Annotated in this window: 14 protein-coding genes and 1 pseudogene; 9 read left to right on the top strand and 6 right to left on the bottom strand. The window is 66.4% G+C overall.

All coding sequences use genetic code 11. The features are described from left to right. Nucleotides 1-107: 107 nt before the first annotated feature. Nucleotides 108-467 (top strand): annotated as a pseudogene (locus tag ABLE43_RS16215) (IS66 family transposase); the annotation flags it as partial. Nucleotides 468-2,093: 1,626 nt separating this feature from the next. Here ABLE43_RS16215 and ABLE43_RS16210 read toward each other — a convergent pair. Next, the gene (locus ABLE43_RS16210; protein WP_348979419.1) at nt 2,094-3,764 is read right to left on the bottom strand and encodes a hypothetical protein; all 1,671 of its coding nucleotides are present in this window, start codon (nt 3,762-3,764) and stop codon (nt 2,094-2,096) included. 151 nt (nt 3,765-3,915) lie between these two features. On the opposite strand from ABLE43_RS16210, the gene ABLE43_RS16205 reads away from it, so the two are divergent. Beyond that, nucleotides 3,916-4,053 carry a hypothetical protein gene (locus tag ABLE43_RS16205; protein WP_348979418.1) on the top strand — a complete coding sequence of 46 codons (138 nt, stop codon included), beginning with the start codon at nt 3,916-3,918 and terminating at the stop codon, nt 4,051-4,053. 19 nt (nt 4,054-4,072) lie between these two features. Here ABLE43_RS16205 and ABLE43_RS16200 read toward each other — a convergent pair whose 3' ends face one another. Next, entirely contained in the window at nt 4,073-4,534 is a 462-nt protein-coding gene (locus ABLE43_RS16200; protein ID WP_348979417.1) for a hypothetical protein, read from the bottom strand. Here ABLE43_RS16200 and ABLE43_RS16195 point away from each other — a divergent pair. The 3 genes from ABLE43_RS16195 (at nt 4,527) to ABLE43_RS16185 (ending at nt 9,214) form a co-directional block, all read left to right on the top strand. Next, a complete protein-coding gene (locus ABLE43_RS16195; RefSeq protein WP_348979416.1) occupies nt 4,527-7,637 on the top strand; it encodes a hypothetical protein in 3,111 nt (1,036 codons plus the stop codon). The two genes, ABLE43_RS16200 and ABLE43_RS16195, sit on opposite strands and share 8 nt — an antisense overlap. Before the next feature lie 110 nt (nt 7,638-7,747). Next, a complete protein-coding gene (locus tag ABLE43_RS16190) occupies nt 7,748-8,266 on the top strand; it encodes a hypothetical protein (RefSeq protein ID WP_348979415.1) in 519 nt (172 codons plus the stop codon). A 237-nt stretch (nt 8,267-8,503) separates the two neighbouring features. Then, nucleotides 8,504-9,214 carry an SAM-dependent methyltransferase gene (locus ABLE43_RS16185; RefSeq protein ID WP_348979414.1) on the top strand — a complete coding sequence of 237 codons (711 nt, stop codon included), beginning with the start codon at nt 8,504-8,506 and terminating at the stop codon, nt 9,212-9,214. Nucleotides 9,215-9,224: 10 nt separating this feature from the next. On the opposite strand, the gene pncB is transcribed toward ABLE43_RS16185, so the two are convergent. Beyond that, nucleotides 9,225-10,529, bottom strand: coding sequence for a nicotinate phosphoribosyltransferase (pncB, locus tag ABLE43_RS16180; RefSeq protein WP_348979423.1), 1,305 nt, complete (start codon nt 10,527-10,529; stop codon nt 9,225-9,227). A 4-nt stretch (nt 10,530-10,533) separates the two neighbouring features. Further along, nucleotides 10,534-11,208: an NUDIX hydrolase gene (locus tag ABLE43_RS16175; RefSeq protein WP_348979413.1), complete on the bottom strand. Its 675-nt coding sequence runs from the start codon at nt 11,206-11,208 to the stop codon at nt 10,534-10,536. A 77-nt stretch (nt 11,209-11,285) separates the two neighbouring features. On the opposite strand from ABLE43_RS16175, the gene ABLE43_RS16170 reads away from it, so the two are divergent. Next, on the top strand, nt 11,286-11,906 hold the full coding sequence (locus tag ABLE43_RS16170) for a cysteine hydrolase family protein (protein ID WP_348979412.1): 621 nt from the start codon (nt 11,286-11,288) through the stop codon (nt 11,904-11,906). A gap of 77 nt (nt 11,907-11,983) precedes the next feature. After that, nucleotides 11,984-12,613, top strand: coding sequence for a response regulator transcription factor (locus ABLE43_RS16165; RefSeq protein WP_348979411.1), 630 nt, complete (start codon nt 11,984-11,986; stop codon nt 12,611-12,613). A gap of 71 nt (nt 12,614-12,684) precedes the next feature. Here the strand turns inward: ABLE43_RS16165 and ABLE43_RS16160 are convergent, their stop codons facing one another. Then, nucleotides 12,685-15,819, bottom strand: a complete 3,135-nt coding sequence (locus ABLE43_RS16160) for an ATP-binding protein (RefSeq protein ID WP_348979410.1) — start codon at nt 15,817-15,819, stop codon at nt 12,685-12,687. A gap of 180 nt (nt 15,820-15,999) precedes the next feature. Then, on the bottom strand, nt 16,000-17,085 hold the full coding sequence (locus tag ABLE43_RS16155) for a GNAT family N-acetyltransferase (RefSeq protein WP_348979409.1): 1,086 nt from the start codon (nt 17,083-17,085) through the stop codon (nt 16,000-16,002). A gap of 111 nt (nt 17,086-17,196) precedes the next feature. Between ABLE43_RS16155 and ABLE43_RS16150 the strand changes: the two genes are divergently transcribed. Beyond that, nucleotides 17,197-17,658, top strand: coding sequence for a DUF2721 domain-containing protein (locus ABLE43_RS16150; protein WP_348979408.1), 462 nt, complete (start codon nt 17,197-17,199; stop codon nt 17,656-17,658). Beyond that, on the top strand, nt 17,655-18,053 hold the full coding sequence (locus ABLE43_RS16145; RefSeq protein WP_348979407.1) for a DUF4345 domain-containing protein: 399 nt from the start codon (nt 17,655-17,657) through the stop codon (nt 18,051-18,053). Before ABLE43_RS16150 ends, ABLE43_RS16145 begins: the two co-directional genes overlap by 4 nt. The last annotated feature ends 322 nt before the right edge of the window (nt 18,054-18,375 follow it).

The following is an 18,375-nucleotide window of genomic DNA, read 5'->3' as shown; positions in this document are numbered from 1 at the left end:
CCAGGGTCGCCGGCGACTGGCCCGCCACCCGCTGGGACGAGCTGATGCCGTGGAACTGGGTGCCCCAGACAGATCAGCCAACAGCCCAAGCCGCATAAACTGCGGTCCTCACGCCACGCTTACTGGCCAAAGCCATCGCCTATGGCACCAAACGCTGGCCAGCGCTGTGCCGCTTCCTGGGTGACGGGCGTCTGGAGATCGACAACAACATCGCGGAGCGGGCCCTGCGCGGCGTCGCCGTGGGAAGGCGCAACTGGCTGTTCGCGGGTTCGCGCGCAGGCGGCGAGCGAGCCGCCGCCATCTACACCGTCATCCAGACCTGCAAGGCCAACGGCGTCGACCCGCAGGCCTATATCGCCGATGTCATCGCCAGGGTCGCCGGCGACTGGCCCGCCACCCGCTGGGACGAGCTGATGCCGTGGAACTGGGTGCCCCAGACAGATCAGCCAACAGCCCAAGCCGCATAAACTGCGGTCCTCACGCCACGCTTACTATATACCTGCATTGGGACGGGGAGGGCGAGAGAGGGAGCCTCTGACAATAGCGACATTAGGTGACGATAGGTCGCGAAGGTCGCTCGGCCCCGAATTTCCGCACACTATAAAACGCGCGGGCCGCCTCTGATAAAACAGAGCGGAAACAGAGCGCCGTCCCGACGCGGGTCGCTGTTTTAACAGCGCGGTAACAGCGTGGGGGTGTCCTCAAATCTGAGGGCGTCGAATAACCGAACGCTAATGCGCGCGCGATAGGTATAGGGTTTGTCGCCCGATCTGGCGGGAGCCTCGACCCGTAAAATACGGGCGGTTTGCGGACGCTGCCCCCTGCAAAGTGCAGGCGATCTAGAGGCGGCGGGCATGAGAAAACTTGACATTGCGCGCGCCGATCGCGCTGCCCGCCTGTTGGGAAATGTTGGGATTGCCGACGCGATCACAGCGACCCGCGATGTTGACATTTGTTGACATGTGGACCCCGCAAAACCCAACACCGGAACCGTACAAAACATGACATGCCGGACCTGTTTTTACAGGCGGTAACAGGCGGCGCGGGGTTCCGGGACCAGTACGCGCAGGCGCGCGCGATAGGTAAGGGGTAGCACGCGCAGCGGTGCGCGCGCGTGAGGCATGGGCATGACCCCCACCCCCAGGCCGAAAGGTGTTGCCGTCATGGCAATGCCCCATCGCCTATGCTTTGTCCCGACGTGCGACGTAGCAGGGCGACGTTCGTCCGATCGTGCGACATACGACCCGTGTCGCATCGTGTGACATGGGGAGCGACCGGAACCTGTGTCCGCGCTGGCGACATAGGTTAACAGGGGAGTGACGACGAATTTCGTCGTCGCTTCCCCGGCGAGCGAACTAATCTCCCGCCTCGTTTCATAACTCAGAATATAACCGCGCCCTCTGTCGGCGGGGCAGCGAATCCACCCCCTGCCTTTCCCTCACTTCTGACGGAAAGATCGGCAGAAAACTGCGGCTGGGACCGGGCGAACCGTTCCGACGAAATTCGTCGGATCAACAGGGGTATCATTAATACATACCCCCTTCGCCGGGCGGGACCGCCAGCCGTCCGTTATTCGGACGCTTGTAGCCAGCCCGACGAAATTCGTCCGCTTGGTAGGAGTGTAGCTACTGCCGATACCCCTTGCTCGTTTGGCTCACCAATTTTGGTGTTTCATACGGTGGGATACCCCCTCAACAGTAATGATACCCCCCCCTGTGCGGGCTGCGCGGCCTGCGGCTCGGGCTGAAGCCTGCCGTTCGGCACGCGGCCTGCCGGACGCCCTATGTCGAACATAGACCGTGCGAGGTTTGCGCCACCGTGGCACGTCCCCCAATGGGGGCAGTCCCACCAACGGTGTTCATGCAATACCCTCCAACGGAGGCGTTTCATTTTCCCCGGTTCTGGGGAAAAGCGCATGCCCTCAAATTGAGGATGTGCGACCGGGCGATCGTACAGCGCCCGGGGGGTGTCCCCAAATTTGGGGAGAGGTCGCCCGTTAAAATAACGGTGAAAAACGGGTGCGGCCCCGATCGCGGCCAACGGAAAGGGCGACGCCAACCTGTGACGCCGCCCTTGGGTACACTACCCTGCAGTTAGGCGGCGATGCGATAAGTTACTGAAAGAATCAAATCACCATTCTGGCCCGCATTGAGGGGAGCACCATTGGCAATATTGTAGAATGCAATAGTCGGTGCGCCTGCTCCGAGAACAGCAGTGGGAACGATACCGGAGAACGAGTTTCCGTTGTAGCCAATTGTGACGGCTGCATCCGGGCCAAGGTTGACATTCGGAAGGCTGACAATCAAGGGACCGCTTGCTGTTTGGCCATTCCAACTCATCCTGATATCAACTTTAACCTGATTGCCTTGCCTATGTGCTTCGCCAGCAATGGAAAATATCGGAATGCCTGACACAGTTGGTATGACCGCATATGTGTGTGACTTGGACACCCGTTGCCCAGTGTTATCGTTCAGGAAGCCGATCGCATCGGTATAGGAGAACCCGAGCTTATCGTTAAGCAACAGTGCTCCTTCATGCGATCCACCGTGGATAGAAACTAGGACGTTTGCGAAGCTGTCGCGTCTACTATTTGCACCCAACAAATTGGTTTGCCTTCCTACTAGTCCAAGGAATTGCGTCTCGTTGATCGAGATAGTGCTATATGCATTAATGTCAAAATACGCTGGTACGTTTGCATCGACTGAAATGAATTGACTGGCATCGATCTTCAATGCGCGGACAGACTGCTGAGGATCATAGCTCTGCGACCATAGCGCTGCGCCGCGTGTCGGATTTGCATATATGTATCCCGCTAGAATCTCGATATAATTCAAACATCCTTGCGCAAATTCTATCCCAGTCGTCCAGCAACTATCTATGACGCCGTTCTGGGCACCGAAACGCAGATAGCAATCAGACAGGATGCAATTGCGGAGAATATTTAATCCGCCGCTTTGCGTTGCATCGATTCCACACGAGGAAGCTGATATATCTTTGGTCCTAACAGTCACGTTTGTAGGGTATGTATCATTCAAGTTGATGAAATTAACGTGCAGAGGTGCAGTTCCGCCAGAGATGATGATGTTTTCGATAATGTTCTGTGTAGATGGTCCAGTGGATATCTTCCATTCGCAATCCCATGCCTGTACGGGGGTATTTTCAGTTATAATATTGAAGTCACGGAATGTGATACCTGCTAGCGACCAGGACTTTAATAACGTGCCCGTCGTGCCGGGTTTCGCGATAAGCGTCGATCCGCTACGAGTTGATCCAATTAACCCTGCCGGCGATGACGACTGTCCACCCGAAGTAGATTGCGATCCAAAAGACAAATTCCCAGTAAGATAATGGCCGTCTGGCAACTCTACTGTACGGCCACCGTTGGTTGCCTGGTTGAAGCATTCCTGAAGCGCGGCGGTCACGTCCACCGTAGCAGCGCGGCTTCGCACGTCGTTCTGCTGCGCGTGACTCATAAATTCAAATGGTGACAAGTTGCGATCAAGCTGCTTTGCAAACAGAGTACGAGGTTTGGTTTCCGCCACCGGTTCTTGATAGCTGATGGAATGACTGGTTTGTCGAACCCATGCGCCTGCTGTCAACGACTGGGCATCGGACTTCACAACGTTGACATCGTCGGCCTTTCCGGTGTAGTCACCTGCCGTCCACGTCCACAGAACCCCGACGTAGACGATGCTCACCTTACTAGTCGCCGCAGCTTTCAGTTCCGCAAGGGTGGTGACGGTAGTGGTGGTGATCGTAGCCATTCCCATTCTCCTGCCGCGAATCGGCAAGACAGAACAAACATAGAACAACCTTTGTAGGACAGCGGTTTGTTCATGCGCGCTGCGAAGGGTATAAGGCGTCATGCCCCAACGCCCATTCCGCCAGAGCGACATAACGAAGGCCATTAAGGCCATGCACGCGGCTGGGGTGCAGGTTCACAGCGTCATCATCGAACCAGACGGGCGGATCATCGTTTCCACCGACAAGGCGGACGTGCCGGTCGTCAACAAGCCCAACCCGTGGGACGCGATCTTTGAGGGTGGACGGTAGAGCACCCGCTGGGATTGTCTTACCCTTTCAGCGTAGCCCGCTTGAACTCGGGTGGAAGTTCATCGTTCGCCTGCCAATGCGAGGTATCTAGATCAGGCTCGTCCCCAGCGTCGGGTTCGACTCCGGACACTATGTCGTCCGCGTCAATAAGGATTGAAGGCGGGGCTTCAAAAAACCCTGTAATGTGGCCTTCACCCGTGTAGCCTATCCAGCCGTTCCCTCGTATCTCGGTGTAGCGGCCGCCGACCGCCCCAATGATGACGATGCGCGCATTTTCAAGCGTGGCGGAGTCTGAGCCTTGACCTGCTGGCTCATCGAATGCCGCAGTGTATGCGAGCGTTGGGATACGTTCACCGTTAGCCGTCGCAACACTTGGGCTACGGCCTTCGACAAATTGCAAGTTCCTCGTCTCGACAATCGCACCCCCGCCGGCAAAGGTAGCTACGATCTTCGCCCTGCCGATCGGGTAAGTGGTGAACATTTCCTCCCACCGTTCCGGCCGCGTCGACCGGGCAGCTCGGGTTCGTGGGGTGTCGGCCCCCGCGACGATCACTAGCCAGCGCGACCCGTTCGACGTGCGCCGCGAGAACCGCGCCGATCGGCAGGACGCCCGCGCCGCTGCCGGTGATGAGCGCGCCGCCCGCCGTGAGGATCGCGCCATCGACCAGATTGAGCGAACGAACGAGATCGAACGGCGGAAGCTCGGGAACACCCGGTTCGACAACATCACTAGCCTGCGCAAGGAGTTTGACGACCGCAAGGAGGTCCAGAACTTCAAGACGGTGTTGCCGATGATCGCCGGGGCGCTGCGGATCGCGAACAACCCGAATGCGACCGGCGCGAACGATCTGGATTTGATCTACACCTTCGGCAAAGTGATGGACCCCGGTTCCGTGGTTCGGGAGGGTGAGCTGGCGCTGGCATCCAATACCGGCAGCTTCGCGCAGAACCTTGAAGCCGCAATCCAGAAAATCAAGTCGGGCGAGAAGCTGCCCCCGGAGGTACGCCGCAACCTCGCCGAAGCCATGCGCCGCCGGGGTGTCGAGTTCTCACGCGCCTACAACCAGACGCGGCAGGACTATGCGGGCCTTGCCGAGCGTAACGGGTTCGCGTCGCAGGACGTGATTGGCCGTCATCCCGCCATTCCCTACCAGCAGGCCGAAGCCGACTTCACCAAACGGCAGTTCCGCAATCTGGACGGATCGCCGGGGCCTGCGCCCATTGGCATGACGAACACCGGTGGCGGTGCTACGCCCCCCATCGGTCCGCAGGGTCATTCCTTCTCCCCGGCCAACGTCATCGACTTCGCGGCTGGCCTGAGCGGCGGCAAGTACACGTTCATTGAAGGCGGCGGGCTGGCCTACAACGGCAAGGAGGTGCCGGTGTCGGACACGATCGCGAACAGCGAGCCGTACCGCGAAGCCTACCGTGCGCAGTTCGGCAGCTACCCGCCGCTTGCCGTGGACGTGAAGGCGGGCGAACTTACGCCCGGTGCGCAGACGGTGCTGGATCGCCAGCGCGACACGTTTGGCGGCGGTGTGGACGCTTTGGTTCGCGGCGCTGCCGACACGCTGAGCGTTGGGCTGGCCGATCCCTTCGCGGCGGCGATGAACACCCTGACTGGCGGCGGCTCGTTCGCCGACAACCTGTTGCGCGAGCGCGGTATCAGCGCGGCGGACGAACGGGTCAATCCGGGCCTTCGGCTGACAGGACAGGTAGCGGGCGGCATAGCTCCGGTGGCAGGCGCGTACCGCGTAGGCGCGGCGGCGCTCCCCTCCCGCCCCCTGTTGGGGGCTGCGGCAGCGGACACCGGCTATGGCGCGATCTACGGGGCGGCATCGAACGACAAGGACCGGTTGACAGGGGCCGCGATCGGCGGTGCCACGGCGCTGGCAGGCAACCAGTTCGGGCAGCGCGTGCTTGCTCCGGCCTTCCGGGGCTTGGCCGCAACCGACGTGGCACAGCAAATCCGGCGCGGGTTTTCAGCGGCGCTGGATCGGCCCATCGCGCCGCCGCCTGTTCGTCCGTCCCCGATCGACAACGCCATTGGCCGCAGCGCAGACCCGAACGTCGAGGCGATCCGCACGAACCTTGACGATGCGATCCGGCTGGGGCTTCCCATGTCGCTAGCCGACGCTTCGCCGCAGTTGCGGACGCTGGCCGGAAGCGCCGTCCGTCGCTCGCCCGACGCTCGGGCCTTCGCGGAACAGGCGCTGACGCCTCGGGCGCACAGCCAAGGCGCGCGGGCCATTCAGGGCATCAACCGCGACTTTGGCCCTTCGGTGAACATGCGCGACGAACGCGAGGGCATCATCAACGCAGGCCGGGCTGCATCCGCCCCGCTGTACGACCAAGCCTATACCGCGCCGATCGTCTCCACGCCCGAGCTGGACGCGGTATTGAACACCCCGTTCGGGCGCGACGCCATCGGACGTGCGCGGGCGATTGCCGCGAACGAGCGCCGCGATCCGACCGGCGCAGGCTTCGCGCTGGACGCACAGGGAAACCCTGTCCTGAACCCGGTCCGTATCGATCTGTACCAGCGGCAGGCCGAAGCGCGGACCGCGTTCGACGCAGCACAGGAAGCGCACAGGGTGGCGCTGCGGACCAGTGGCGCGAATACCGATGCGACGCGCCGTGCGCTGATGGCGGCGCGCGAGGCGCGGCAGATCGCCGACCAGGCGCTCGCATCGGCCCCGGCCGCTGGGACCGCCGCAACCCAGCGCGGCTACAGCACGCAGACGCTCGACTATGCCAAGCGCGGCATGGACGACATTATCGAGGCCGAGCGCGACAAGACGACGGGTCGCCTGAACCTGAACGAAGCGGGCCGCGCACAGAATGGTGTGCGCAGCCAGTTGCTGGCGGAAATGGACCGCTACAACCCGTTCTACCGCGATGCCCGTTCAACCTATCAGGGGTATGCGCGGCAGGCGGACGCGCTGACGCAGGGCTATGACGCGACCAGCCCACGCGTAGGCGTTGACGACCTGAACACGATGACCGGACGGCTTGGGCCAGCCGAACAGGCACGGTTCGGGCAGGGTTACCGCACCGGCCTTGTCGAGCGAATCGAAGGCCAGAAGTTCACCGGCGACCCATACAAGGCGGTTGCTGGCGGGATCGATCAACAGGCCAAGCTGCGCGCTCTGTACCCGGAGGGAACGCCCAATTTCCTGCGGCAGAGCGAGTTGGAGCGTCAGATGGGTCTTACCAACTATGAGGCGCTCGGCGGTTCACCGACCGCAGGCCGGGCGCAGGCCGATCGGCTGCTAGACCCGTCGTTCGGGGTTCAGGCGCTGGCCGAAACCGGGTTGAGCGTGGCAACCGGCGTGCCGCCGATTGGCGCGATGGCGGGAGTTGCCCGGCGCGGGCTTGCCGACCGGTTTCAGTTCGGCATGGGTCAGAAGAAGGCTACGGCGCTGGCACCACGCCTGCTGGAGCCGAACCCCACGCAGGCGCTCAACGAACTTGATGGGCTGATGCAGGCGCGCGAGGTGTACGACCGCTACAAGCGCCGGACCGGGGGCTTGGCGGGCATGTTCGGTTCGTCACTTTCGTTTCCGCTTATCGGGGTCGAATAGGTCGGGGTGCTTCAATGCCATCCAGACGCTAACGATGGCGCTAGCGATCCCGATAGCGATCATGCCGCTTGTCATGCCGAGTCCCTTTCTTGTGCGGAACGGGATGCGGCGTGGCGGCGGCGCGGTCAATGGGCGGTGATCGTCGCGCGGGCTTCGGCTTGCGGCAACGGTCGTTCGGTCGCATCAAATGCGGCATGGGACCGCTCCACTACCTGCCCCTTGCCGCAGTCGTAATATCGACCATAAGCCTTGGCGTCTCGGCGCTGGCGTTCCGCTACGCTCGGATGAAGCATTTAGCGGCATATCCCTATGTCGAGGCGAGGCGGGGCAACCGCGAAGTCAAGCACGCCGTACACTGGTCGTTGCTCGGCCCCGAAGCCGCTGACTGGTCCGTCGTCAAGGTGTCGGGTGGGCGCTTCTATCAGGTAAGAACGACCTTGGACGGGCACGGCGGCGAAGTTCACAAGCCCGACACCGCCGCCCCGTTAGCGGCGAAGCTGTTGCGCCCCGACTCGCCGATCATGACGGAGCGGCACGACAAGCCGATGACGATCCGCTTTCATCTGCGATCAAAGGCGAACGCGGCTATACAGGTGGTTCGAGAGGTCCAGGTTCCGGCGCGGCCTTGATCGGCCTTGATCGGCGAAACAGCACGCCGTGCTTACCCGGTGATTGCCAGCCTCAACAGTCGCCCTCCCCGCCCCGCCGAAACCCCAGCATTTCCGCGCCTCACAGCCCGAACGATACCTAAAATCTGGTTTTCCGCTACCTGCGGGTCGAACCGGAACCTGCCGCCGCCTGATTCAAAGTTGACCGTGCCGAAATAATCCGTCCTAGAATGGCCTATTCGGGCGGGGTGCTGCGGAATGGCGATATACGAGACGTTGCGCACGAAGCTGCGCGATCGCAGCCTGGGCGAGATCGCCCGGCTGACGGTGGTGAACCTCGGTGCGGGGCTGGTTGCGCTGACCCCGGGGGCACGGCGACAGCGGCGGGCGGAGCGGGCGTTCGACCGGCGCTGGGGCACCGACACCGCGACCGAGGTGAGCGTGCGTGGCCTCGGCTTCACCGGCGCGCAGCTCGAACAATGCCATCGCTACAGCGCCAGCACCGAGGAGATGCTGCGCCCGGCGATCGAGCGGCTGGGCATCGACCCCGCCGACTGGCACTTCGTCGATTACGGCGCGGGCAAGGGGCGGGCGATGATGATCGCACTGCAACTGGGCTTCGGGCGGGTGACGGGCGTCGAACTGTCCGCCGCGCTGTGCGCCGTCGCCCGCGACAACCTCGACCGCTTCCGTGCCCAGAACGCCGACGACGCCGAGGTGGCGGTGGTCGAGGGCGACGCGACCGCATTCCGCCCGCAGGGGCCGCGCCTCCTCGCCTATTTCTACAACCCGTTCGGCGCGCAGATCATGGTCGAGGTGCGCCACATGCTCGAATCGGTGCGCAACGCCGGGGGAGAGGGGCTGCACGTCGTCTATGCCAATCCCGAATATGGGCAGGTGTTCGAGGCGCCGGGCTGGCGCACGGTCGCGGCGGTGACGGGGGTATCGGTCTTCACCTATCGCGGCTGACGACGCGGCTTCATACCGCCACCGGCTGTGCGACACGCCCGCCCCCGCCGAAGATGCGCAGGTAGCGGGCAATATCCTCCGGCGCGCCGGTCGCCTTGGCCGGATTGTCCGACAGCTTCACCGCGCCTCGACCGTTCGCCTCGACCACCTTGCACACCAGCGAGATCGGCGTCAGCGCATCGCCGCCCAGCGGATCGCAGCCGCGGAAGTCGTTGGTCAGGTTGGTGCCCCAGCCGAAGCTCATCCGCACCCGGCCATGGAAATGGCGATAGGTGCGGGTGATGCTGTCGACGTCCATCCCGTCCGAAAAGATCAGCAGCTTGGTGCGCGGATCGACGCCCTGCGCCTGCCACCACGCGAGGATCTGCTCGCCCCCCTCGATCGGGGGCATGCTGTCCGGGCGGAAGCCGGTCCAGTCGGCCAGCCACGACGGGGCGTCGCGCAGGAAGGCGGTGGTGCCGAACGCATCGGGCAGCGCGATCAGCAGGTTGCCGCCATAATGCCGTCGCCATTCCTCCAGCACACGATAGGGGGCGGCGGCGATTCCCGCATCGTCGTCGGCCAGCGCCGCCTCGACCATCGGCAGTTCATGGGCGTTGGTCCCGATCGCCTCCAGCCCCGCCTGCATCGCCAGCAGCACGTTCGACGTGCCGATGAACCGCTCGCCCAGCCCCTCCTGCAACGCCTCGACGCACCAGCGCTGCCACAGGAAGCCGTGCCGCCGCCGCGTGCCGAAGTCGGACAGGACGAGGTCGGGCAGCGCGCGCAGCCGCTCCACCTTGTCCCACAGCCGCGCCTTGGCCCGCGCATAGGTCACGTCCAGCGCGAAGCGGCCATGGTTCTTCAGCGCCGAGCGCGCGCGCAGTTCGTTGAGGATGGTGAGCGCCGGGATTTCCCACAGCGAGGTTTCCGCCCATGGCCCGGCGAAGCGCAGTTCATACTGGCCGTCGCGGACCGACAGGTCGTATTCGGGCAGGCGGAACCGGGCGAGCCAGTCGATGAAATCCGGCGCGAACATCCGCTCCACGCCATAGAAGCTGTTGCCCGCCAGCCAGATCAGCTCCTGTTTCGAGAAGGCGACGGTGCGGGCATGGTCGAGTTGCGCGCGCAACTCGCCCTCGTCGATCACCTCGGCCAGCCGGACCCTGGTGGAGCGGTTGAGCACGGCGAAGGTGGCATGGACGTCCGGGCGCACCGCGCGGATCATCTGCACCATCAGCAGCTTGTAGAAATCGGTGTCGAGCAGGCTGCGCACGACGGGATCGAGCCGCCAGCCGTGGTTCCATACCCGGGTCGCGATATCGGTCATCACCATCATGTCACTCCTTGGTCGTGGCGCGGTAGCGCGCGGCGGGGCGGAAGGCGGTTCCCGATTCATGGGTGCCGGTGGGCGCGATCCGCCCGCTGTCGAGCATGCGGCGGCGGAACGCGGGCTTGTTCAGCGCCCGGCCCAGCACCGCCTCGTGCACCGCCTGCAATTCGCGCAGGGTGAAGTCGTCCCCGAGCAGCCCGAACGCTTCCGCGTCGATGTCACGCCGCAACCGCCGCAGCGCGGTGCCGAGGATCGCGGCATGATCGAAGGCGAGCGGCGGAAGGCCGTCGCCCCCCGCTCCGTCGAGCGCGACGAACGCACGGTCGGCATCGGTCGGCACCGCCGCCAGCATCGCGGGCGACAGCAGCGCGCGATAGGCGACGCTGACGATCCGCATCCGGGGATCGCGATCGACCGCGCCGAAGCAGTGGAGTTGTTCGACGGCGGCGGCGATGCCGGTCCGCGCCGCCAGTATCCGGCGCGCCGCGTCGTCCAGCGACTCGGCGATCCCGACGAACCCGCCCGGCAACGCCCAATGCCCCGCGAACGGCGGCCGGTCGCGCCGCGACAGCAGCGCCGCGGGACGCCCCTGCACGATTCCCAGCACGACGATATCGACCGCGACCGACGGCCGGTCGTAGCGCGCAGGATCATAGGTCGCGAGGAAATCGGCGTCGTCCATCGGTCACGTCCTTCGATCCGCTTTACATATATCCGTCATGCATCTATGTCGAGCGGGAAGCGGAACGGAGCATGGCGATGGCGGACCTCATCCTTGTCGTGGACACCCAGGCGGACTTCATGCTGGCGGACGGCGCGCTGCCGGTTCCCGGCGCCGATGCCGTGGTCGCCCCGTTGCGTGCGTGGCTGGGCGCGCGCGCCGCGGCGGATACGGCGGCGGTGCTGTTCACCTTCGACACCCATGATGCCGATACCTATCCCGACAGCGCCGAGGCGAAGCTCTTCCCGATCCATTGCGTGCGGGACACGCCCGGCTGGCGCAATCTGCTGGGCTGTGCCGCCGTGCCGCCCGGCGTGCGCTGCGCGACGATCGAGAAGGGCGTGTTCGACATGTGGGCGGAGGACGGGCTGATGGTGCACGAGCCCGACCGGACCGTCCCGCGCGAAACATGGTTCGCCGAATTGCGCGACGCGGGCGTCGACCATGCGATCGTCGTCGGGGTCGCCGCGGACTATTGCGTGGCGCAGGCGATCGCCGGGCTGGTCGCGCGCGGCTTCCGCGTCACCGTGCCGCGCGCCCTCACCCGCGGCATCACCCGCGCGATCGACCGGGTGGTTTCGGATGATTTCAACGACATGCCGGTCGCCGTCGTCGATCTTCCCACGCCCGTACGCATCGACACTTCGCCATGGTCATAACCGTTTGATGTGATATGGCTGGGGTTGGTCGGCCCCGTCGCGTGGCATCGGGGCCAGGCGCGGAACTGAGGTCCTTGATGTCGCATATCCTCGTTGCCGACGATCACCCGATGTGCGCGACCGCGCTCGCCATGGCCGCGCGGGTCGTCGACCCGGCGGTCGCGATCGACAGCGCGACGACGCTGGCGGAGGCGGAGGGGTTCGCGCGCGGCGCGCGGCACGATCTGATCCTGCTCGACCTGATGCTGCCCGACGTGCAGGGTTTCGCGGGCCTCGCCCTGTTGCGCGCGGTCCGGCCGGAAGCCCCGATCGCGATCGTCTCCGGGCGGGAAGACCCGGCGGTGATCGCGCAGTCGATCGCGCTGGGTGCGGCGGGCTTCGTGCCCAAATCCTCGCCGATCGACCAGATGGTGGCGGCGATCCGCACCCTGCTGGACGGCGCACGCTGGCTGCCCGCGGGCGTCGATATCGGCGCGCACGACGACCGCCGGGTCGAGGTCGCGCAGCGCATGGGCACGCTGTCGATCGCGCAGCTCCGCGTGCTGCGGGCGATCGCGAACGGGCATCAGAACAAGCAGATCGCCTATGACCTGCAACTCGCCGAACCGACGGTGAAGTCGCACCTGTCGGCCATCTTCCGCAAGCTGGGAGTCAGCAACCGGACGCAGGCGGTATTGGCGCTCCAGGCCTTCGACGCCGAGGATTAGGATCTGATCCACTGACGTAGGAGCGGTACCGGCCTGATCCAGCTTGGCTGAATCAGCCTCTCACGAACCCCTCAGCCCATCACGGCACGGGCGGCGCGGACGACCGCTTCGGCGCTGCGATCCACCTCGTCCAGTTGCCTGCTGTCGATCGTGCCCTTCTCGATCGCGTGGAGCGCACCCGCGAGCCGGTTCGCGCCGACGCTCGCCGCCGCACCGCGCAGGGCATGCGCCTCGCTGCGGGCGAGGTCGTCGCGACCCTGCGCCGCCAGCGCGCGCAGGCGCGAGGGTATCCGCTGCGCATCCTCGATCAGCAGCGCAAGCAGCGTGTCCCGCCCGGTCGCGCCGAGCGTCTCGCCCAGCATCCGTATCCGGTCGCGATCGAGCGCCCGCCGTTCCTCCGCCGATCCGGACGCGGCGACCGCTTCCGCGCTCGCGCCGTCGATCGCCGCGCCGAGCGCCGCGATATCGACCGGCTTGGCCAGCACGCCGTTCATCCCCGCCGCCAGCACCGCCGCGCGGCGTTCGGCGGAAAGATCCGCGGTCAGCGCAAAGATCGGCACATGCGCCCCCGCCCCGCCCCATGCCCGGATCGCCCGGGTGGCGGCGATGCCGTCCATCACCGGCATCTGTACGTCCATCAGCACGATATCGATCGGATGCCCCGCCGGGTCGGTGACATATTCCACCGCGCGCGCGCCGTTCTCCACCGCGACCACCACATGGCCGAGCCGCCGCACGACCTCGGCGATCAGATAGCGGTTGGTGTCGTTGTCCTCGGCGATCAGCACGGTCCGGGGCCGGCCCGGCGGCGGCGCGACCGGTGCCTCGACCGGTGCGACCGCCTCGACGGTCGGGAGCGGCAGGGTGAACCAGAAGCGCGACCCCTCGCCCGGACGGCTGTCGACGCCGATCGTCCCGCCCATCGATTCGACCAGCATCCGGCTGATGCTGAGGCCGAGACCGGTCCCGCCATAGCTGCGCGTGGTGGAGGCATCGGCCTGGACGAACGGCTCGAAGATCGCCTCCAGCCGATCGTCGCGGATGCCGACGCCGGTATCGGCCACGTCAAAGCACCACAGCCCGCCGCCGCTCGCCCCGGCGGTGACGCGCACCGATCCCGCGCGGGTGAACTTGATCGCATTGCCGACCAGATTGGTCAGCACCCGTTGCAGCCGTGCCGGATCGCCGGTCACGCGCCCCGCGCCGACTTGCGTCTCCAGCGCGATGCCGTGGGTCGCCGCGTCGGCGGCGAACATGCCCGCGACCGTCGCGATCAGTGCGGCGGGCTCGAAATCGATCGCTTCGGGCTCGCCCTGCCCCGCCTCCAGCTTGGAGAAGGTGAGCACGTCGTCGACGATGCTGGCGAGCGCCCGGCCCGCCTGTTCGAGCGAATCGAGATGACGCATCCGCTCGGTCCGCTCGGGCGTGTCGCGCAGCAGCTGCGCGGCGGCGAGGATCGCGGTCAGGGGCGTGCGGATCTCGTGGCTGATCGTCGCGGTGAAGGTGGCGCGGGCGGCCAGCGCCCGCTCGGCCTCCTCACGCGCGGCGCGGAGTTCGGCCATGGCGCTCACCTGCTCGGTCGTGTCCTGGAACACGCCGAAGACGCCGACGATCGCATCGCCCGCGCCGCGCTCCGCCTGTCCGCGCGACGTGACCCAGCGCACCGTCCCGTCGGGCCGCACCAGCCGCGCCTCGAACGCGAAGGCCCTCCCTTCCGCGAAGGCGGCATCGATCTCGGCACGCACCATGGCGCGATCGTCGGGGTGATAGAAGTCGATCGCGTCGCTGAGCGGCGGCGGGCTGTCCGCCGACAGGCCGTGGATGCGATAGACCTCGGGCGACCAGAACATCCGCCGCTCGGCGAGGTCGATCCGCCAGTGGCCGATCTGCGCCGCCGCCTCGGCGAGGCTCAACAGGCGCTGGCGTTCCTCCAGCTGGGCGATGGCTTCGACCGCGGCCTGTTCGGCGGCATGGCGCAGGCCGATGTCGCGGATGGTGGCGACGATCTCCCCGGCATGGCCGTCCTCGTCGGTGCGGCGGAACGCGCCCTCGAGCCAGACATAATGGCCGTCGCGATGCCGCTGGCGATAGCGGCGCACGACGCTGTTGCCGTGCTGGTCGAGCAGGTCGCACACTTCGCGCATCCCGGCGCGGTCGTCGGGATGCATGTGCTCGAACGAGTTCTGCCCGACCAGCACCTCGGGCGGGTAGCCGAGCAGCGGCAGCGATGCGGGCGAGGCATAGCGCCGCACCCCGTCGCGCCCGATACGCAGGATCAGGTCGGTCGAATGATCGGTCAGCAGCCGCAGCTCGCGCTCGGCGGCGCGCGCCTGCGCCAGCGCGCGCTGCCGGTGATAGAGCAAAGTCGCCACCGGAAAGGCGGTCAGGCTGATCGCCGACAGGAACAGCTGGAGGAACAGGATGCGATCGGCAAGGTCGGGGAAGTTGAGCGCGATCGGCCCGACGCCGCGCACCGTCAGCACGGTCGCCACCACTGCGATCGTCAGCGTCGAGAGCGCCGCGCCGAGAAAGCCGTAGCGAAAGGCGGCGAACACCCCCCATGGCATCAGCACGAACAGCAGCGGATAATCGGAGATCCCGAACACCGCCGCGGCGATCGCCCCGCCGACCAGCGGCAGGAGGACCAGTCCGGCGGACAGGCCGCGCCGCCGGTCGGGCAGGTCGCGCCGCGCCGCGCCCAGCGTGGGCACGACCGTCACCATCCCCATCACGCTGGCCGCGAACCAGCGCGCCGCCGTCGTCATCGACGGGGTGCCGTCGGTCATCTGCGCCAGCAATGCCGCCAGCAGCGTGCTGATCGCCGCACCCGCCGCCGCGGCCAGCAGGATGCGCAGATAGCCGTGCAGTTTCAGCGGATCGACCGCGAACCAGCGCAGCAGCGAGGCGACGACGACGATCTCGATCAGGTTGATCGCGGTGAAGCCGACGGCCAGCGGCCGGGCGACCGCGACGGCCCCGTTGGCGACCAGCAACGCCGCCGCCGTCACCGCCAGCCATACCGGCCAGCGTAGCGGCGGCTGGCGGATCAGCATCACCACCGCGACGGCGTTGACCGGCCAGATCAGCACCGCCCCCGCCATCACCGAGGCGAAGCTCAGCGTCGCGCCCGCCAGCAGCAGGATCGCAACGCCATAGCCCAGCATGGCGAGCGGCAGTCGTACGGGTCCGGGCGGGCTGAGCGGCATGACGCTCCATCGGCGTGGGCTGGGCGGGAATGCGCGGCGAACGACCGCCGATGTCGGGTGCAGCGCGCACCGTCATCCGCAATCGTGCCCGATCCCCTCGGCCACGGTGTTCGCATATTGTCGGCGACGCTCAATCGTCCAAAGGATGCAGCGCCGCAAGTCCTTGTTCAGAGGCGATCTTCAGTCGGCGGCGGCGACCGGCGCATGGCCGCTCGCCCGCCAGCGCGGAGCGATCCAGCGGCCCGCCCATGCGGGCAGGCCGGGGCGCAGGAACAGCCAGTCGCGGATCGCCGGGCCGGGCTCGGCCCCGGTCACGCGCTTGTAGCCGCTGTCGCCCGCGCCCCAGTCCACCCGGTCGATGCCGCGCGCCAGCGCCTCCGCCAGATTGCGGTAATAGAGCAGCTTGCCCGGCGAATGGCGGGCGAAGCGCGGGTCATAGCTGTTGGCGACGACATATTTCATCGTGCCCGCATCCAGATCGAACGAGAATGCGGCCGCCGTGCCGTCCACGCGCAGGATCGCCGCGCGAATCGTGGCGGCGATCGCCGGATCGCGCGCCGCCGCGCGCCAGAAGGCGCCGTGCCCGGTTGCGGTGAACTTGGCGTCGCGCCCGTCGGTCCGCGCACTGATCCAGCTTGCGCGTTCGATGTCGGCCAACGCCTCGAAGATGTCGGGCGTCCATGCCGCACCGGTGACGAACGTCCAGTCGAGCGCGCCTTCGGCGGCGAGCTGCTTTTCCTGATAGCGGATGCTCTTGGCGGTGGACGCGCGCGGCCATGGCCCGCCCGCCCGCAACGCCGCCATGTCGAGCACATAGCTCTCCGCGACATGGCGCGGAATGGCACGCCACCCTGCGCGCGCGGCGGCGGCAAGCAGCGCCACGACTGCCGGATCGTCGTCATGGACCGGCCCCAGCCGGAACCCCCGCACCGCCCGGCCCGCCGCCGCCAGCAGCGCATCGACGTCGCCCGCCGCGGCCTCCTGCGCCAGGGGCATGCTGCGGAACGGCCAGTAGCTCCCCGGCACCTGCGCGAGGCCCAGCACCTTCGGCCCCAGCGCGACCAGCGGCAGCGCGGCGACGGTCCGGTCGCCGCGCGCCACGACGACGGTGCGCGCCGCCCCGCCATAGGCTTCCAGCGCCGCCGCATACCAGTGCCGCCGCAGGAAGCGGCGTTCGGGCGGCGCGGCGTCGGCCGCCGCATCGATCGCGGCGGGCAGCCCGGCGACGGTGCGGGCGACGACGGGGGGACAAGCGGGCAAGGCCATGGCGCTCCTGTGACGTGCAAGTCTTGCCATAGGATGGACGGGACGCAACGCCCGTGTCTTTTCGGCGTCGCGTGCTTGCCCGCGTCGGGCGGGGGCGGCATAGCCGCATCCGTGGAATTTGAACCCGTCCTGTCGACCGTCGCCAAGACGATCCAGACCGCGATCGCGCCGGTCTTCCTGCTGGCCGGGATCGGGGCGATCCTGAACGTGATGGTCGGGCGGCTGGCGCGAATCGTCGACCGGGCGCGCGACCTAGAAAAGCTGCATCCCAGCTCGACCGGGCCGGAGCACGAACGCCATGTGTTCGAGCTGCGCCTGCTCGACCGGCGCATCCGCGTCATCAACCATGCGGTGTTTCTCGTCGTCCTGTCGGCGGTCGCCAACTGTACGGTGGTGGCGATGCTGTTCACCGCCGAACTGCTCGACCTGCGGCTCGGCAAGGCGGTGGCGATCGCCTTCGTCCTGTCGATGCTGTTGCTGATCGGCGGGCTGGTGTGGTTCCTGTTCGAGGTGCGCATGTCGGTGCACGCGATTCGGGTCCGCGCCGAGCTGCTCGAGCGCCAGCGGCAATGACCCCGCGCCGCGAACGCACGCTGCTCCAGGTCGCGGTCGCGCTCACCTGCCTGCTGCCGCTGGTCGCGGGCACGATCGGGATCGTTCGCGGCGCGGCATGGTTGCAGCCGTCGCCCGCGACCGACCTCGACAGCCATTTCCGCTATCTCTCCGGCCTGTTCCTCGTGATGGGGCTGGGGTTCGTCAGCTGCATCCCGCGGATCGACCGCAAGACCATGCGGATGCGCGTGCTGGGGCTGATGGTGTTCGCGGGCGGCCTCGCCCGGCTGTGGTCGTTGGCGGAGGTCGGGCTGCCCTCGACCGGCCACCTCGTCGGGCTGTGCGTCGAGCTGATCGTGGTGCCGCTGCTGCTCGGGTGGCAGACCCGCATCGCGCATTTGTGCCGGACCCGCTGAGCCACCCGGCGCCGCTTCAGCGCACACGTATTTTTTCTTCGACCGCAATTGCGCTCTTGCATTTTCGGGACATGGCGGAAGCCCGCGCGTCGGGCGATATCGGGGCCGCGTCCCGACCCCGGTTCCGTCGCGGCACAAATATTTAGCCGCTTGCGCCGCCGCCGGTTTCCTACAATTAGTAGGGCCGAAGGCGGGTCAGCCGCTACAACTGGTATTTCGTCCGAACGGACCCGATGCCGCGCCGTTGCGGCGCCACGGGACCGGACGGCTCGTCGCGGTACGTTCCCTTGGCCGGGGAACTGCCCGCACCGATCAAACGGGG

Source organism: Sphingomonas silueang (genome assembly GCF_040049155.1).
Lineage (GTDB): Bacteria > Pseudomonadota > Alphaproteobacteria > Sphingomonadales > Sphingomonadaceae > Sphingomonas > Sphingomonas silueang.
This window is presented reverse-complemented; position numbering and strand designations above follow the sequence as displayed.

Coding starts and splice junctions, on each gene's coding strand:
- ABLE43_RS16210 (WP_348979419.1), bottom strand. CDS start 3,764: ATGGCTACGATCACCACCACTACCGTCACCACCCTTGCGGAACTGAAA.
- ABLE43_RS16205 (WP_348979418.1), top strand. CDS start 3,916: ATGCACGCGGCTGGGGTGCAGGTTCACAGCGTCATCATCGAACCAGAC.
- ABLE43_RS16200 (WP_348979417.1), bottom strand. CDS start 4,534: ATGTTCACCACTTACCCGATCGGCAGGGCGAAGATCGTAGCTACCTTT.
- ABLE43_RS16185 (WP_348979414.1), top strand. CDS start 8,504: ATGGCGATATACGAGACGTTGCGCACGAAGCTGCGCGATCGCAGCCTG.
- pncB (WP_348979423.1), bottom strand. CDS start 10,529: ATGGTGATGACCGATATCGCGACCCGGGTATGGAACCACGGCTGGCGG.
- ABLE43_RS16175 (WP_348979413.1), bottom strand. CDS start 11,208: ATGGACGACGCCGATTTCCTCGCGACCTATGATCCTGCGCGCTACGAC.
- ABLE43_RS16170 (WP_348979412.1), top strand. CDS start 11,286: ATGGCGGACCTCATCCTTGTCGTGGACACCCAGGCGGACTTCATGCTG.
- ABLE43_RS16165 (WP_348979411.1), top strand. CDS start 11,984: ATGTCGCATATCCTCGTTGCCGACGATCACCCGATGTGCGCGACCGCG.
- ABLE43_RS16160 (WP_348979410.1), bottom strand. CDS start 15,819: ATGCCGCTCAGCCCGCCCGGACCCGTACGACTGCCGCTCGCCATGCTG.
- ABLE43_RS16155 (WP_348979409.1), bottom strand. CDS start 17,085: ATGGCCTTGCCCGCTTGTCCCCCCGTCGTCGCCCGCACCGTCGCCGGG.
- ABLE43_RS16145 (WP_348979407.1), top strand. CDS start 17,655: ATGACCCCGCGCCGCGAACGCACGCTGCTCCAGGTCGCGGTCGCGCTC.